Consider the following 15948-nt stretch of genomic DNA (forward strand, 5'->3'; position numbering starts at 1 on the left):
AACGGGCTAATCCTGTCCCCGCAACCAAAATCAAACCAACCCTAAAATCCATCCCTCAGACGTTTGTCCGGCATCTCGGCTTCGCCAAGCCGGACAAGGTAGCTCGTCGTTCGCAAGCTCACTCGCCAGGCTCAGAACCTGAAGGGTGAGGACGTCCGGCTTCGCCCGTCAATCAGTTGGCAATCGTCGTCTTTCCATAGGCGCAATCGTTGCGCAACGGACAGGACGGGCATCTCAAATGGCCGTCCTTGCAGAAGTCCAAACCGATTTGCTTGATCATAAAATGATGGTCTTCTCGATCTTTGGCTGTCCATGTGTTCGGAATTTGCCTTTCGAAGCAGGAAGCGGCTTTTTCAAACGGCGTCTCACGGGTGATAAGGCCAAGATGCCTCGCGACGCGCCAGTGATGCGTATCGACAATGAGAGCGGGCATATGCAATCTGCTGGTATTTAAAACATAAGCGCTGATTTTGGGTCCGACGCCCGGGAGCATCTCAAGCCATGCTTGAGCTTTTGGAACAGTCCATTCCTCTAGGAAATCGAGGCTCAGCCTGCCTTCTTTCTCTTTAATCAGGCGAAGAGCCGCTGGAATGAAATTGGCATAAGTATCGGCATAAGTGATGTTTTGAATACAGGTATGGACCTCCTCATAGGGAGCCTTAATCATCAAATCCCACGGTTGAAATGCTGCCCGAAGCTTGCAGAATGCATCCACGGACACCTTGCCGAGGGTCCGGCTGCTCGTCATAGCAAAAACAAGGTGATCTATCGGATCTGAGCGAACTGAAACAGGCCAATCCCGTCCATAATGTGCCGTCAAGCGATCATGGACAATAACGAGCGGGCTCGGAATTCCAAAATCCAGAACATATTGCATATCTTAATTATAGAACAAAAGGAGAACAAATCCATAGTCAGGATGTGTAGGCGGTCTTTAGTCCTATTGCTCATGCGGTAATGTCGATTACGCCGCAATCACCAGCTTCTGTACCGAACACTAATCTATGTCCGCTTCTGTCCCAGTTCATCGAGGACATCGCACTCTTACCACCACGGCGAAGGAGAACCTCTTTCTGATCGCCGAAACGGCCGACCAGAATCATCCCATCCGAGTAGCCGATCGCCACAATTTCTTCGACCGGATGGCAGGCAACAGCGGTGACCAGGCTATCGCCGCGTGTTCCAAGCTCAAGAGGTGCCTTGCCCATTGGGCCATCTTTTCCGGAAAAGGGCCAAATGATAGCGGCGGGTGCACCTGATGTGGCGAGCCATTTGCCTTTAGCGCTCCAGGACCAGCTCTTCACCTTGTTGGGATACCCGGTCATGCGCATATGGCGATTGTCCTCAAGACGCCAGCCGTGCAGGGCGTTCTCTTGCATCGAGGTAACGAGAAAACGATTGTCTGGTGAGAAAATGACGGAGACGTGTGCGCCTTTCCATTCAAGCTCGGTCGGCGCGCCGTTCGTTGCGGGCCAATGCAGGGTCACGCCATTGTAACGGGCGACAGCCAACCGAAACCCTTTGGGGGCAAAGGCTATACCTTCGACGCTGCGCTCGTGCAGAATTTCACGAACGGTGCCATCGGCCGACCTTACCCACGCCGACCGCCCCGACGCAAAGGCAATCGCACCATTTGGGGCTGCAGCCAAGGCTGTCATCCATTTGCGCGGGATGACGCTTAACTCTTCCGCTTGTCCGTTCAAACCAGTCGCACAGATTCGGCCATCCTCGCCGCCGGTCAGGAGGGACTTGCCGTCAAACGAAGGCACTGCACAAAGCAACCCGTCATGGGCTTCCGTGACCTTATGACCATTGTCGAGGCGATGTATGGTGCCATCGGCCAACGCAAAGAAAGGGACATCCTTGATGAAGCGCGCGTCAATGCAATGGCCGGCAAGATCAAGCGGGGCAATGGTCGGCATAGGTCGTAAACTCATGAGTAGGATTGAAATGGCGCCTGAAACGGCAAGAAGATGCGAGGAGAAGCGTGAAGGGCGGGGTCTTTCCCCCGGCCGAACGGTTCGACACTGCAGCTTGCAGCCGTTTCGGCGTCCGGAGGATATGGTCCATCTTTCCGGCAACATCGTCGCAAAGGATTTGAAAATGGATAAACATTTCCTTCGCCTTTGCTCCTAGGCAAGGCAGCTTTCGAGGCCGGCTTTCAATGCATCAGGGTCGAGTTCCCGGCCGATAAATACGAGACGGCTCTCATGTTTTTCGCCGTCCTTCCAGGCACGCTGATGGTCACCTTCGATGATCATGTGCACACCCTGGATAACATAGCGTTCATGATCATTCTTGAACGCCAGAATGCCCTTCAGCCGAAGAATATTCGGCCCCTGCTCCTGCGTGATCCTTTGAATCCATGGGAAGAATTTATCTGCGTTGAGCTCACCTGTCCGAAGCGAGACCGACTGAACGGTTACGTCATGTATAGGGGATGCATGATCGTGGTGATGATGGTCGTGCCCATGGTGGTCGTGCCCATGATCGTGGTGGTGATGGTGTTCGTGATCGTGATCGCAATCGGGGCCGCACTCATGATCTGGATGATCGTGATCGAGGAAATGCGGATCGCTTTCCAGGGCCCGAGCCAGATCGAAAGCGCCGCGATCGAGAACACGAGACAAATCAATGTCGGCCCGCTCGGTCCGGTGAATGACCGCATGTGGATTTATGGCGCGGACAGTCGCCTCGACCGCGGCAAGCTCTTCTGGAGTTACAAGGTCGGTTTTATTCAGAAGTACAACATCGGCAAAGGCGATCTGGTCCTCGGCCTCGCGGCTGTCTTTCAGACGCAATGGCAGATGCTTGGCATCGACCAATGCAACCACCGCATCAAGTATCGTTTTGCTGCGGACATCGTCGTCCATGAAGAAAGTCTGGGCAACGGGCACGGGATCGGCAAGGCCAGTCGTCTCGACGATAATGGCATCGAACCGCCCGGGACGACGCATCAGGCCCTCCACCACGCGGATCAAGTCGCCGCGTACCGTGCAGCATATGCAGCCGTTGTTCATTTCATAAATCTCTTCGTCCGATTCGACGATCAGATCGTTGTCGATACCGATCTCGCCAAATTCATTGACGATGACAGCATACCGTTTGCCGTGATCTTCACTCAGGATGCGGTTGAGAAGTGTTGTTTTTCCTGAGCCAAGATAACCAGTCAGGACTGTCACCGGGATCTGGGCGGGACGTGCTGCTTCCGCTGCCATAGACTTCGTCTGAGCTTCACTCATCGTGTGCCTCTTTGAATGGATAGACCCACGATATAGGTGATCAGATCAGTTTTTGCCACACCTATAGCGTTCAAATGCGTGAATGAGTGCATCAATCCGGTTGAGGTGTATCAGCTGAGGACAGAGCAATCGAACCTGCCGACGTCTTCGAGCAGTTCCACAAGACCTTTCACACTGTGAGCGATAATTTCTTCGCCAGCTTCTGCCGTAGCGAGAGCTGCGTTGCCCACTACGCCCTCCTTGTTCAGATCCGTCATTTTCCAGCCGAAAGCATGTGGGCCATAAGCACGCAGGTGTTTGTAGGTTTCGGCGTAGCGGCGTTGATTGGAACCGAAGTTTCTTGCTTTGGTCATATCCACAAGCTCTGGATGCAAGGCGAGCATCACCGAAGTCTCGATAAATCCACCATGGATATCGAGTGCCTTGTCTTCGGGTGACATCAGGCCATCCGGCAAACCAAATCGGGTCCAGCTTGTTGCCACAGCAAGCATACTGAAACGAACCCGCAATTCCGTAGCGACGATTGTCATGAGCGGGGCGTTGCCGCCATGGGCATTCAGAAGGACCAGCTTCGATATGCCCCGCCGCGCTACACTTTCGCCGATGCTGATCCAGCGATTTACCGCCTCGTCAAAGGTCAATGTCCGGGTGCCGGCAATACCCATGTGTTCGATGGAGTAGCCAACCCGTTCGACAGGCAGAAAATCGACCGATAACGCCTGTGGGAGGGCATCCTTAAGCCGATCGATCAGGCCTGCAACGATAAGCGTATCGGTTTCATAGGGCAGATGCGGGCCATGCTGCTCATGCGCACCGAGAGGAAGGAGGGCAATCGTCGCTTGCTTGGGCATTTCCGGCTCATTCGTCCTGTTTGATCCGGTCGGTGTGACCGGTGGGAGAATAGTCTTGTTCGATTGCAGTTTTACAGGCTTATTTGGCACCACGCACAAATTCGTCGGCAAATTTCATCAGATTGTCATATAAGAATTGTAACGCGGGTTTGCTGTGCAACGAATGGTCGATTCAGGTCGATTTGCTCATTCGGTTTCGGATTTGCTATTGTAATGGCTGTGTCAGCGCATAATGTTCGTCTGTTAACTACCCCCACAACAAGAACTAGCCGCCTTATCATCAACCGGTCAATACGTGATGTGCAAGCAGGAGTTTGAATGGTCAAGGATCGTAAACCCCTCATTCTTCATCGTCTGCAATCGACCGCAAGATTGACGCGGACGGCGCTGGCCACCCGATTGCTTGGCCATGGCTTCTATGCAGGGCAGGATGCGGTGATGCTGCAACTTGCGCATGAAGATGGTCTATCGCCGAGCGTTCTTGCCAAACGCCTTGGTGTGCGCCCGCCCACAATCACCAAGACGATCTCCCGCCTGCAAACACAAGGTTTCGTCAAGAAAGAAGGGTCTACGACAGACCAGCGCCAAGCCCATATTTTTCTGACAGACACCGGCAACGAGGCAATCAAATCAATCGAGAAGTCCATTCGCAAGACGGAAAAGGATGCGATGAAGGGGTTCGACAAGAAAGAGCGCAAGGCATTTGTAAAAATGCTTTCGCGGCTTGAGATCAATCTATCAGCAGCGGAACTTTTACGCCAAACCGCCCCCGATGACGATCATGACGATGATGATGCCGACGACGAATAGACGGTAGGTAAAAGTTTTTTCAATTGGCGGTTACAAAACGCCTGAACTTGTTATCATGTGGGCAGTTCCTTCCCGCCTGATTGGTAAAACCTGTTGTCACCACCTCTCCCTTCCTCGCAGGAAGTCGCGCCGGCCGGCGCCATTTTCTATATTTTTGCGGCCGGCTTTCTGTTCTCATGTCTCGATTCCAGTGCTAAATATCTGGTTCTGTCTGGTATTCCCACGGCGTTCATTTCCTGGATGCGGTTTGTGGAACACGCGATCCTGGCGCTGATCTTCTTTCGCGCGTGGTCAAATCCGCGGCTCTTCAAGGTTCGCAATATCCCCCTTCAATTCCTGCGTGGGCTTTGTTTGTTTGGCTCAACATATTTCAACTTTTATGCGTTACAGACGATGCAACTCGGCGAGACGATCACCATAACTTTTGCAGCGCCGATGGTAATCGCAGCTTTGGCAGGTCCCCTGCTCGGCGAATGGGCAGGATGGAGGCGGTGGGCAGCCATTATCGTCGCATTCACAGGAGTGCTGATCATTGCCCGCCCGGGATTTGGCGCGCTCAATCCCGGATTGCCTTATTCGATCGCTGCGATGCTAAGCTATTCGCTATACGTGCTTTTGACGCGGCGTATGGCGGTAACGGAATCTCCAGAAAGTCTGATTTTCTTTTCTGCCCTTGCACCGGCTATATTGATGTCACCTGCGGTGATGCAGGCAGTCATTCCGGATACACCGTTTCAGATGGTTCTACTGCTGATACTCGGTTTTTTTGGCGGTCTTGGCCATTATCTGATCATCCTGGCTTACAGAAGAGCGACGACGGCTGCGCTAGCACCCTATCCATTCCTGCAAATCATCTGGATGCTGGCGTTCGGATATCTGTTTTTCAACCAATTTCCTGATGCATATACGCTCTTTGGTGCGGTTATTATCATTGGCAGTGGTCTTTACGTCGTGCACCGCGAACGACGGTCGCGGGCGGCGGGCTTGAAAGGACTTTGATTTATTTGATTGCAATGGCATAACGCCGAGTACCATAACGTGGCTTATTTGATGATACTGTGGGGAGGCGGTTTTTTTGGCGCAGAAAATTAAGCTATCGACTATTGCCGACGCGCTGAAAGTGTCTACAGCAACCGTATCGCTGGCTTTGCGAGATAGTCCGCTCGTGGCCGATCAAACGCGTGAGAAGATAAAAGAACACGCGCGCGCCATTGGGTACATCTATAACCGGCGCGCAGCCAGCCTTCGCACTTCGCGATCGGGCATTGTGGGTGTCGTGGTTCACGACATTATGAACCCGTTCTTTGCAGAAATATTGCGTGCAATCGAGGGCGAACTAGATCGTTCCGGCCAGACATTCATTTTATCCAATCACTATGATCAGTTGGATAAGCAACGGACATTCATAGATACCGTGCTGCAACTCGGGGGAGATGGTGTAATTATGTCCCCGGCTATCGGTACCCCGGCGGAAGATATTCGCATGGCGGAGGAAAATGGATTGCCGGTTGTGTTGATTGCCCGAACCGTCAAGGATGCCAATGTACCGGTGTTCCGCGGGGATGATGCTTATGGCATTGGCCTTGCCACAAACCACCTGATTTCTTTAGGACATACACGCATCGCCATGGTAGGCGGCACCGATCAGACATCCACAGGCCGCGATCGTTACGAAGGCTATCTTCATGCAATGCAAAAAGCGGGCCTTGAGGCGAAACCGGAGTGGCGCATACCTGGCCCGCGAACCAAACAGGCCGGTTTTGACGCTGCACCTCAGTTTCTTGCCTTGAAAGATCATCCGACTGCTGCGGTCTGCTGGAATGATCTTTCGGCGATCGGCATGATGAATGGCATTGCTCGGGCCGGATTGGTTGCAGGCGTTGATATTTCCGTCACGGGGTATGACGATCTTGAAGAGGCGGCAATCGCTACGCCGGCTTTGACAACTGTGTGGAACGGCCAGCGCGAAGTGGGACAGCGAGCAGCGAGGGCTCTGCTCGATCAGCTTAACGGTGCCGACACGCACGCGCGGCAGGAATTGATCAAGCCGGAATTGCGAATCCGTCAGTCGACCTCAAAGCCAAAAGAGAGATAGTTGCAGCGCACCAGATAACGCTATGCGGCTGCTGTTTCACGCTTCATTAATTCTACGCGACTAGGCTTCACAGAGCGTTTGTTTCCCGTGGAGTATAGTATGTTGCTGGGTAAAACGACTTGTCTTGGCTTTATCACTGCAACGGCAGTGGTCGCCATGTTCCTCGATTTCGCGACTTTTACCTCTGGCGAAGATGCTGACGTCGACACCCAGACGACTGCGTCTGTACCAGCGGATACGGGTAGCCATGATGTGCCAAGATTTGTCATCAGTAGCCCAGGCGGAGGGGCGAGCTGCAAGGCGTTTCCTGTCGAAAATGGCACACCCGGTCACAATGCGCTCACGATCGACAGCAGCTGCAGAAATCTCTATCAGCCTTTGGCAAACGCCAGGACTTGGCACAATAACGAAGATGGAACGATTGATCTTGCTGATAACCTTGGTCGTACGATCGTAGAATTCAGCCCGAGCGACGGTCTCGCCTACATCAGTGTCGAGCCGCGTTCTGTAATTCTATCGATGTCTACCGAAGGCGTTAACGCGTTCTAAATTACTCCGCCGCTTGCATTCGCTCTCGGCTTGCCTTGTGAGCGCGCGCGGCGTCGCCAAATGCTGCAAATATCTTGCGTGAGGGACTATCACTTTTTACCCAATATTCCGGGTGCCATTGAACGCCAACAGCGAAGGCCCGGGCAGTCTTGACTGAAACGGCTTCAATCGTGCCGTCATCAGCAACCGCTTCAATGTCAAGCTGTGGAGCGGGCTGGTCAATGGCTTGCCGGTGTACGGAGTTTACCTGGATAGCGTCGCTTTGCATGACATTCGCCAGACAGGATCCCGGCTTGATGTGCACCGGATGACGGATGGCGAAGCGTTCGGTCTGTTGATCGGATTGTGGCGCGCGGTGATCCATACGCCCGTCGAGCTCTTGTATCTCGGTAGCAAGTGTACCGCCAAGGGCTACGTTCAGCTCCTGAATGCCGCGGCATATGGCCAATAACGGTATGCCGCGCTCGATGGCTCTGCGAATTAGCGGAAGCGACGTAGCGTCACGCGCCGGGTCGTAAGGTTCGTGTGCTTCACTGGGCGCGACGCCGTAGAGAGCCGGATGAACATTCGATTTCGATCCGGTGATGAGAACGCCATCGACTCCGTCAAGAACCGCATCAATATCGAGGCCCTCGCCAAATGACGGCACGATCAACGGAATAACGCCAGCCGCTTCGTATGCCGCCATAAGATATTGATCCGGGGCTGCGTGCCACGTGTAATTTTCGAACGTACGTACATCTGACGTTATGGCGACGAGAGGTTGCCGCATCATGTTAACTCCGTAAAAGGCCTTGACTGAATGTAGTGTAAGTCGCCGCCATTTCCAATGGCGACGCGAGCGGTGAAAAATATTGCGCGATGACACATTCGACGCTTGCGTTCAGCCATTTCAGTGTGTCGTTCTGCATGGAGGTTCATCTGCTGGACTTGAATTGACGAGTGTGTATGGTGATCACGAGATCGGGAGGACCAGACGGGATCGTCTGGTGATCTGGGCCGATAGAATTGAAGATCAATAGTCTGGAGGAGAATGTATGGATCGTCGTTCGTTCATCACGAAGGCAGGATTTGCCGGGGTAGGAGCTGCAGCAGCCACCACGCTTGCGGCGCCTGCGATTGCACAGTCAACGCCGAAGGTTACCTGGCGTTGCGCATCGTCATTCCCGAAATCATTGGATACGATTTACGGCGGCGCCGAAGTCTTGTCGAAGTACCTGAGGGAAGCGACTGACGGTAACTTCACGATTCAGCCTTTCGCCGCTGGTGAAATCGTTCCTGGCCTTCAAGCCGCTGACGCGGCAGCGGCCGGTACGGTCGAGCTTTGCCACACCGTCGCGTATTATTACTGGGGCAAGGATCCCACTTGGGCCTTGGGTGCCGCGGTGCCCTTTGCGCTCAATGCCCGCGGCATGAACGCCTGGCAATATCATGGCGGCGGCATCGATCTAATGAACGAATTCTTCAACAAACAGGGTCTGCAAGCCTATCCAGGCGGCAACACCGGCGTACAGATGGGTGGCTGGTTCCGCAAGGAGATCAAGACTGTCGAAGATCTCAAGGGCCTCAAGATGCGTGTTGGCGGCTTTGCCGGCAAAGTTTTGGAGACACTTGGCGTTGTGCCGCAGCAGATTGCGGGCGGTGATATCTATCCGGCTCTTGAGAAAGGCACGATCGATGCCGCTGAATGGGTTGGACCCTATGATGATGAGAAGCTCGGCTTTCAGAAGGTAGCGCCTTATTACTATTACCCAGGCTGGTGGGAAGGCGGCCCGACCGTCAGTTTCATGGTCAACAAGCAAAAGTGGGATTCCCTTCCTCCAGCTTATCAATCGCTGTTCCGTACGGCAGCTCAGGCCACCGATGCCAACATGCTGCAGAAGTATGACTACGTAAATCCTGCAGCGATCAAGCGTCTCGTGGCTGGTGGTGCGCAACTGCGGCCCTTTAGCCCCGAGATCCTGACCGCTTGTTTCGAAGCAGCCAACGGGGTCTATGCACAACTCGAAGACAGCAATGAGCCGTTCAAGAAAATCTGGAGTTCGATCAAGGCATTCCGCAATGAACATTTCCTGTATGCACAGGTTGCGGAATACACTTTTGATACGTTCATGATGGTGCAGCAACGTAACGGAAAGCTGTGATTCATTGTCGCCCAAGGAAAACGAGGACCCCGACCCGCATAAGGCCGGGGTTCTTTATGCCGCCTGTTGCCAGCTCTCAAGGAGCAGTCTAACAGTGACGCAACAATTCGGCACGATGTTCACTGGTATTTTCAATGACGGATAGTCCTTCTATTTCTGTTGCGGGCAAGAATATTGCGGTTACCGGGGGCTCTTCTGGCCTGGGTCTGAGAATGGTGCAGGTACTTGCTGCTCATGGTGCGAACGTCGTTTCGATCTCGCGAACGCCCGCTCCCGACAATGCGCATCGATCCAACATTCTTAACATCATTGCCGATGTCACGGTCGCGGCTGATATCGGGCGCGCTTTTGACGAGGCGGAGCAAAACCTTGGAACCGTGACGGTCGTGTTCAACAATGCTGGTGTGGCGACGATCGAACGGGCTCTCACCACGACCCGCGAACAACTGCGGCACATCTTCGAAGTAAACGTCGAGGGTGCATTTTTTATCGCTCAGGAGGCTGCCAAACGAATGATAGCCAAGGGTGTTGGCGGCTCCATTATCAATCTCTCAAGCATTCTGGCTGATGCGCCCCTCAAAGGTTCAGGTGCATACGCCATGTCGAAGGCGGCAGTAGCCCAGATGACCAAGTCGCTGGCGCTCGAATGGGCGCCGCACGGCATCCGGGTCAACGCTATTGCACCTGGCTGGTTTCCGACCCGTCTCAATGAGACAATCATGGATGGGCCGGCCAAAGGCTTTCTCAAGGGCAAGAATCCCATGCGCCGGTTAGGTGAGGCGGAAGATATTGATGGGGCAGTGTTGATGCTGGCTTCGGACGCCAGCAGCTATATTACGGGGACGGTTATTACGATCGACGGTGGCCACAGCCTGCAAGGCTAAATGCGCTCGGATTCTTGAACGTTAGTGCGTGTGGCGAGGACAAAAACGAGCAGGGAAAATACGGCCGCATCCCGCCACAAGACAGAAAAGTATCCACCCCATAAAGATTCTATGATGCCGATGACCGCTGCACCGAATGCCGCGTACAGGGGCCGTGAAAATCCTCCGGCGGCCGTAATAAAGAGGATTTTCAAGCCGAAGATCATACCGGTGTTGAAACTGACATTGCCGTAGTAAAGCGCTGCAAGAAATCCAGCGAGCGCACACACACCATAGGCCGCCAGGATAGCCTGTGTCCTCACTCTTGATGGATCGATGCCGCAGAGCGCCGACGCTGCTGGTTCATCGCTGACAGCGCGCCAGATTCTCCCTGCGGACGTGCGCAACATGATCATCTCGCCAACGGCGATAATGGAGAAGGCGATCACGATGTTTACGATCTGCAACTGGGTCAAACTGATGCCAATCGCCGGTCCGAGCAATCGAACAGGGTCTGCAAGCAATGGCGGTAGCCAATAGTCCCTCGTGTTCGCTGCAATGCGCGACAGTTCCATTAGAAAAATACTTAGACCAAGCGTCGCCACCAGCACTGTATTGCGGTTCCCTGCATCGAGCGGGGCGTAGATGAATCTTGCTATGATGTAACCGCCTATGCCGACATAAACGATAGCAATGAAGGTTCCGAGTGAAAGCGCGGCTGGCAACGTCATCCACAGAACAGACCATCCGAATGCTGTCGCCAGAATAAAGGTCTGACCGGAAAAGGCGAAAATAGCACCAAGCGACAGGTCAGTGCGATGCGTCAGCCCGTGGATGAGCACATAACCATAGGCGAGCAATGAATAAAGCGCGGCGTTGTGAATGCCATTTAAAAGAAGTTGAAGAAAATACGCCATCTGCCGCTCTCTACTCACGTCCATTCTAACTTGCAAAATGGATTTTACCAGTTAGAATTTCGCCATGACGTTTGATTGGAATGCTCATCGATTCAGTGGAGGTGTGTTGGCCCTGGACTTGGCGAACACGGTGATTTTTCGCGGAGACCCGGAGCGCTCGCTAGATCGTTTTGATGATCCGGTTGAATTGCCGCGCTTTGCGGAAGCTGCTGCAATTTTCCGGATTGGCGAATGGGGAAAAGTGCAGTTCCACCCTCCATTGTCACAAAAGGGAATCGAAGCGCTCATCGGCATTCGTGAGGTAATCAACAGCTTGTTTCGAAGCGCCGTTCGCGAAGATAGCCTGAAGGCCGAAGACTTATCCACATTCCTGCGTCTCGGCTCCGATCTTGTATGCAATGAGCCGGAAGGGCGAGACCTCAGGCTACCAAATCTGTCGGAAAAGAAGCGCGAGCTATCTCTGGGCGCAGCAGCCTTTCTTTCGGCTATGCGTCTACTCGATCCCGCACGACTGGAACGGATCAAGACGTGTCCGAATTGCTATTGGCTTTATTTCGATGAGAGCCGTAATCGAAGCCGCCGGTGGTGCGATATGAATGTCTGCGGCAATCGGGCGAAAGCCCGGCGGCACTATAATCGCAATGTAAAGCAGGCTGGAAACAATCATGTTTGACAAAGCAAGATTCGTGCGTCCGGGAGTGTCGCTGCTTCTCGTCGGACTTCTCTGTCTGGGCGCTTGCCGCGACGCAGGCGAAGGCGACTACGTGAATGTCTCCGGGAAGATTTTTGTCTTCAACTACCGTATAGCAGAGGCAACCTATCTGCTGACGTTGGCAAAGCTGCGCCCGTTGCCCGATGGCTCAATGCTGGAGACGACTTTTGAAAATCCAGCGGGGGGCGATCCGATGATTGTTCGGCAGAAGATATGGCCGACGATGGAAAAAATCACAATTGAAAGTCCGCCAGTTAAATGCGTGAAGGCAAACCGGGAATATAAAGTCAGCATGCGCCTTGAAGACGCCAATGGTAAATTATTGCAAACAATTGAGCGGAAGATGATTTCAGACACGGATCAGTCTGTCATGCCGGATAAGCCACTGGTTGTCGGTCCTTTCTATGATCCCAATCCCGACAAAGACTCTGCAGGAAACCCTTCTGCGGCTTGCCCTGCTTAGGTCGTTTGCGACTTAATTCAACTGATGTCGGCCGTCCGTTGAAATACAGAAGGTCATCGTATTCTGGTTCTTTTCAGGAATTGGTAATTCTATTTTCCTAATTATGAAATTTAGATTTGACATGCGGTAAGAATAAATACTCTAACTCGTTGTCCAATCTCTTTTTTCATTGTCGTTGGCGTTTCTATGTAAGTAATCGGTAACGTATCCGTGGCGGGTACAGTTGTGCGCGGGCATTTGATGAGAACTGACCTCAGCGAGAGCATGTCACTTGAAACCATTTTTCTTCGCACACTTTATGCGAACAAGAAGGCAATCTGGTGGACCTCCATCGTACAGATTACCGCCACCTTGATGATCTATATCAAGACCCAGAATCCGATCTATATTGTCTTCGCTGTCGCGTTCTTCGTCACTGTTATTGGCAGGATGGCAAATGCAAATGCTTTCGAACAGGCTAATCTGACCGAAGCAACGGCGGCTACCTTGAAGAAATGGGAATGGCGTTATTTATCCGGTGCGCTGGGCACTTGTATCCTTCTCGGATTTCTGTGTTTTGTCAGTATCTATATCTTGGCTGACCCATCGGCAGCCATCACCAGTATCATTATCGTTGTTGCTTCGACGGTTGCACTCGTTACGCGGAACTTCGTTTCACGTACAGTTGTGATCGGAATGTCGGTCGCTCTGCTCGCGCCGTTGTTCGTGACGTTCATCCTTCTCGGCGGTTTTTATAATTGGCTGCTCGCTTTGCTTATTCTCCCTTTCTTATGGAGCAATATCGGCATTGCCGCAAATTTGCGCCAGTCGCTTTTCGATGCACTGCTGGGCAAAAAGCAACTTGGTATCGTCGTCAACAACTTCGACGCGGCACTTAACGGCATGCCGCAAGGCCTGCTGATGTTCGATCGAAACCAGACCATTACTGTTGCCAACATGAAGGCGGCGAAAATGATGGGGTTCGATAATCCTGAACAGCTCCGAGGCAGATCATTGGAGACGCTGTTGCGGCTGGCTCAACTGCGGACCTACTTTTCCAGTGAGGCACTGGAAGCCCTGCGTACGAAGATGCGGGATCTTTTGGCGGGGGCAAAGCAACGGGACGTGTTCGTGTCGCCGGCTAAACGCCACTTCGAGTTTACGGCGACGCCAGATCCAGAGCGCGGTACAGTTCTAATATTCCAGGATGTTACCCGCCGTGCGGAAGCTGAAGCGCAAATTAGCCGGATGGCACGTTACGATAGCCTTACCGGCTTGCCGAATCGCAGTCAGTTTGCCGAAATCGCCAGTTCATATATCGAGATGGCTGAGCAAGACGCACAAATCGCTCTCATGGTCGTCGACATCGATGGGTTGAAACGAACGAACGATACGTTTGGCCATCGCATTGGCGATGAGCTACTCCGCGCGTTTGCCGATCGCTTGACGTTGGCCGACGCCAACGGTCCCGTGATCTCACGCTTTGGAAGCGACGAGTTCGTGCTGCTGTTTTCCGCATCGACGCGGAACGCAGCCCTGGAATCCGTGGACCGCATCATGCGCATGGTTTCTGGCCAATACCTTGTTTCCGGCCATGACATTTTGACTGGCGCGAACGCTGGCGTAGCGATTGCCGACGCAGCCGAATTTGATCTCGTTGTGATGCACATGAATGCTGATCTGGCGCTCGATGTCGCGAAGAAGGACAGCAAGAAGGATTGGGCTGTCTTCGTCGAAACCATGGACCATTCGTTCCGCAGCAAACAACGGCTCAAAGCGGATTTGCGGAAGGCGATTGCCGAGAATGCGTTGACCGTTGCCTATCAGCCCATAGTGAACGTTCGGACCCTGCGCATGACTGCTTGCGAAGCCCTGTCCCGATGGCACCACCCGGAGTTTGGCCCGATTTCTCCGGCTGAGTTCATTCCTATGGCGGAGGAAATGGGGCTCATTTCCGATCTCACCCGGTGCGTCGTCGAACGCGCCATCAAGGATTGCAATGGCTGGGAGTCTCGGATCGCCGTCTCGGTCAATTTGTCGTCCTATGATCTGCAGAACATGGACATGGTGAATATTATCCGGTCCGCTTTGAGGCGGTACGACGTTGAGCCGCATCTGCTGGAGGTTGAAGTAACGGAAGGTGCGCTCATAACTGATCGAGAAAGTACCGGGAGCGTTCTTTCGGAGCTCAAGGATTTTGGCGTACAGGTCGCAATTGATGATTTCGGTACGGGCTATTCAAGCCTGAGCTATCTCAAGGATCTTCCGGTCACGAAGGTCAAGATCGACCGCTCTTTTATCGCCGATATTGTCGCGGAGGGAAGGTCCCTCAAACTGCTTCGTGGCATCGTGCAGATGTCGCACGAACTCGGATTGTCGGTGACAATCGAGGGACTTGAAACCAACGAACAGTCCGAGTTGATCAGTGAATGGATCGGCGCCGAATATGTGCAGGGTTTCTTGTATGGTGCTGCGATGCCTGCGCAGGATATTGCTAGGCTTCTTGATGCTCCAATGGAACAGAAATTGGTTGCAGTGACAGAATATGCTGTGTCCTTGCACTGATCCCAGTATTTGAGTTTCTCACAACGAACAATGTCCATTGGATAAGGTGCTTCTCGCGCTGACATCGGGACGGCGCTGACCTAAACTGCATTTGAAACATTGCCGCCGATGAAACGCAAATAAGGAAGAATCAGCATGATTGCTCAAATAGCTATTGCACCACTCGTCGCCTTGATTGCAGGGATACTTATTCTGATCGCCCCTCGGCTGCTTAATTATATCGTTGCGCTTTATCTAATCATTATCGGCGTGACAGGACTGTTTCCGCATCTCCTCACATAAGGCAGCTCTATCTACGGTAGTGAATAAACTCTTTCTTTGATTTATATCGATTGAGTGCCCTGCAAGCGACTATCTGCGCATTGCGCTGATGCGGTGTTTTCGCTATTGCCAATGCGACATCGACTATAAGAGGTTTGAAGATGGCTGATCATCACGATACTGCGCCAGCAGAATTGGGCGCTCCCATGGATTACAAGGAACATGAAAGCACCTACAATCTGTTCCTTTCGCTCTCGAAATGGGGCGTTGTATCCTGCGCAGCGTTGCTGGTTGCTATGGCATTCGGTTTTTTCGTCGGAGGTTTCTTCTCTGCCACACTCCTTTTCATCATTGTTTGCGTTGCCGCTTGGTTTTTTCTCTAAGGCAGGCTGTTCTGTAACATACCGGGCGGATAACCTGCCGAAAGGCGTTCACTCGAACGATCACATATCAGGTTTCCAACTGTCATAAGACGCTAGCCGCGCTGGTCTCGGGCC

Annotated in this window: 17 protein-coding genes; 11 read left to right on the forward strand and 6 right to left on the reverse strand. The window is 52.9% G+C overall.

Annotated features, from left to right (window positions below; translation table 11 throughout):
* Positions 1–172: 172 nt before the first annotated feature.
* From LB462_RS30255 to LB462_RS30270, 4 genes are all read right to left on the reverse strand, one after another.
* The gene (locus tag LB462_RS30255) at positions 173–877 is read right to left on the reverse strand and encodes an endonuclease III domain-containing protein (RefSeq protein ID WP_224515709.1); all 705 of its coding nucleotides are present in this window, start codon (positions 875–877) and stop codon (positions 173–175) included.
* A gap of 70 nt (positions 878–947) precedes the next feature.
* Positions 948–1922, reverse strand: coding sequence for a WD40 repeat domain-containing protein (locus LB462_RS30260; RefSeq protein WP_224515711.1), 975 nt, complete (start codon positions 1920–1922; stop codon positions 948–950).
* A gap of 210 nt (positions 1923–2132) precedes the next feature.
* Positions 2133–3218, reverse strand: coding sequence for a CobW family GTP-binding protein (locus LB462_RS30265; RefSeq protein WP_370637354.1), 1086 nt, complete (start codon positions 3216–3218; stop codon positions 2133–2135).
* 134 nt (positions 3219–3352) lie between these two features.
* Positions 3353–4093, reverse strand: a complete 741-nt coding sequence (locus LB462_RS30270) for a creatininase family protein (protein ID WP_224515714.1) — start codon at positions 4091–4093, stop codon at positions 3353–3355.
* A 318-nt stretch (positions 4094–4411) separates the two neighbouring features.
* Between LB462_RS30270 and LB462_RS30275 the strand changes: the two genes are divergently transcribed.
* The 4 genes from LB462_RS30275 (at position 4412) to LB462_RS30290 (ending at position 7547) form a co-directional block, all read left to right on the forward strand.
* A complete protein-coding gene (locus LB462_RS30275; protein WP_112532327.1) occupies positions 4412–4903 on the forward strand; it encodes a MarR family winged helix-turn-helix transcriptional regulator in 492 nt (163 codons plus the stop codon).
* A gap of 93 nt (positions 4904–4996) precedes the next feature.
* On the forward strand, positions 4997–5902 hold the full coding sequence (locus LB462_RS30280; protein WP_224515715.1) for a DMT family transporter: 906 nt from the start codon (positions 4997–4999) through the stop codon (positions 5900–5902).
* 76 nt (positions 5903–5978) lie between these two features.
* The gene (locus LB462_RS30285) at positions 5979–6998 is read left to right on the forward strand and encodes a LacI family DNA-binding transcriptional regulator (RefSeq protein WP_224515717.1); all 1020 of its coding nucleotides are present in this window, start codon (positions 5979–5981) and stop codon (positions 6996–6998) included.
* A 99-nt stretch (positions 6999–7097) separates the two neighbouring features.
* Entirely contained in the window at positions 7098–7547 is a 450-nt protein-coding gene (locus LB462_RS30290; RefSeq protein WP_224515718.1) for a hypothetical protein, read from the forward strand.
* Position 7548: 1 nt separating this feature from the next.
* Here the strand turns inward: LB462_RS30290 and LB462_RS30295 are convergent, their stop codons facing one another.
* Entirely contained in the window at positions 7549–8319 is a 771-nt protein-coding gene (locus tag LB462_RS30295) for a gamma-glutamyl-gamma-aminobutyrate hydrolase family protein (RefSeq protein ID WP_224515735.1), read from the reverse strand.
* 265 nt (positions 8320–8584) lie between these two features.
* On the opposite strand from LB462_RS30295, the gene LB462_RS30300 reads away from it, so the two are divergent.
* Both LB462_RS30300 and LB462_RS30305 read left to right on the forward strand, forming a co-directional pair.
* Positions 8585–9691, forward strand: a complete 1107-nt coding sequence (locus tag LB462_RS30300) for a TRAP transporter substrate-binding protein (protein WP_224515720.1) — start codon at positions 8585–8587, stop codon at positions 9689–9691.
* A 134-nt stretch (positions 9692–9825) separates the two neighbouring features.
* Positions 9826–10575, forward strand: a complete 750-nt coding sequence (locus tag LB462_RS30305) for an SDR family NAD(P)-dependent oxidoreductase (RefSeq protein WP_112532323.1) — start codon at positions 9826–9828, stop codon at positions 10573–10575.
* Here the strand turns inward: LB462_RS30305 and LB462_RS30310 are convergent.
* Positions 10572–11471 carry a branched-chain amino acid ABC transporter permease gene (locus LB462_RS30310; protein WP_224515722.1) on the reverse strand — a complete coding sequence of 300 codons (900 nt, stop codon included), beginning with the start codon at positions 11469–11471 and terminating at the stop codon, positions 10572–10574. The two genes, LB462_RS30305 and LB462_RS30310, sit on opposite strands and share 4 nt — an antisense overlap.
* A 106-nt stretch (positions 11472–11577) precedes the next feature.
* Between LB462_RS30310 and LB462_RS30315 the strand changes: the two genes are divergently transcribed.
* The 5 genes from LB462_RS30315 to LB462_RS30335 all read left to right on the forward strand — a co-directional run bounded on the left by LB462_RS30315 (position 11578) and on the right by LB462_RS30335 (position 15834).
* Positions 11578–12144 (forward strand): CGNR zinc finger domain-containing protein, encoded by a 567-nt coding sequence (locus LB462_RS30315; RefSeq protein WP_255628272.1) that lies wholly within the window; start codon positions 11578–11580, stop codon positions 12142–12144.
* Positions 12137–12646 carry a hypothetical protein gene (locus LB462_RS30320; protein WP_224515726.1) on the forward strand — a complete coding sequence of 170 codons (510 nt, stop codon included), beginning with the start codon at positions 12137–12139 and terminating at the stop codon, positions 12644–12646. Before LB462_RS30315 ends, LB462_RS30320 begins: the two co-directional genes overlap by 8 nt.
* Positions 12647–12886: 240 nt before the next feature.
* A complete protein-coding gene (locus LB462_RS30325) occupies positions 12887–15190 on the forward strand; it encodes a putative bifunctional diguanylate cyclase/phosphodiesterase (RefSeq protein ID WP_224515727.1) in 2304 nt (767 codons plus the stop codon).
* A 135-nt stretch (positions 15191–15325) separates the two neighbouring features.
* Positions 15326–15472: a DUF3096 domain-containing protein gene (locus tag LB462_RS30330; RefSeq protein WP_112532332.1), complete on the forward strand. Its 147-nt coding sequence runs from the start codon at positions 15326–15328 to the stop codon at positions 15470–15472.
* Between the two features lie 140 nt (positions 15473–15612).
* Positions 15613–15834, forward strand: coding sequence for an aa3-type cytochrome c oxidase subunit IV (locus tag LB462_RS30335; RefSeq protein ID WP_114433066.1), 222 nt, complete (start codon positions 15613–15615; stop codon positions 15832–15834).
* Positions 15835–15948: the final 114 nt, after the last annotated feature.

Source organism: Phyllobacterium chamaecytisi (assembly GCF_020164455.1).
Classification (GTDB): domain Bacteria; phylum Pseudomonadota; class Alphaproteobacteria; order Rhizobiales; family Rhizobiaceae; genus Phyllobacterium; species Phyllobacterium chamaecytisi.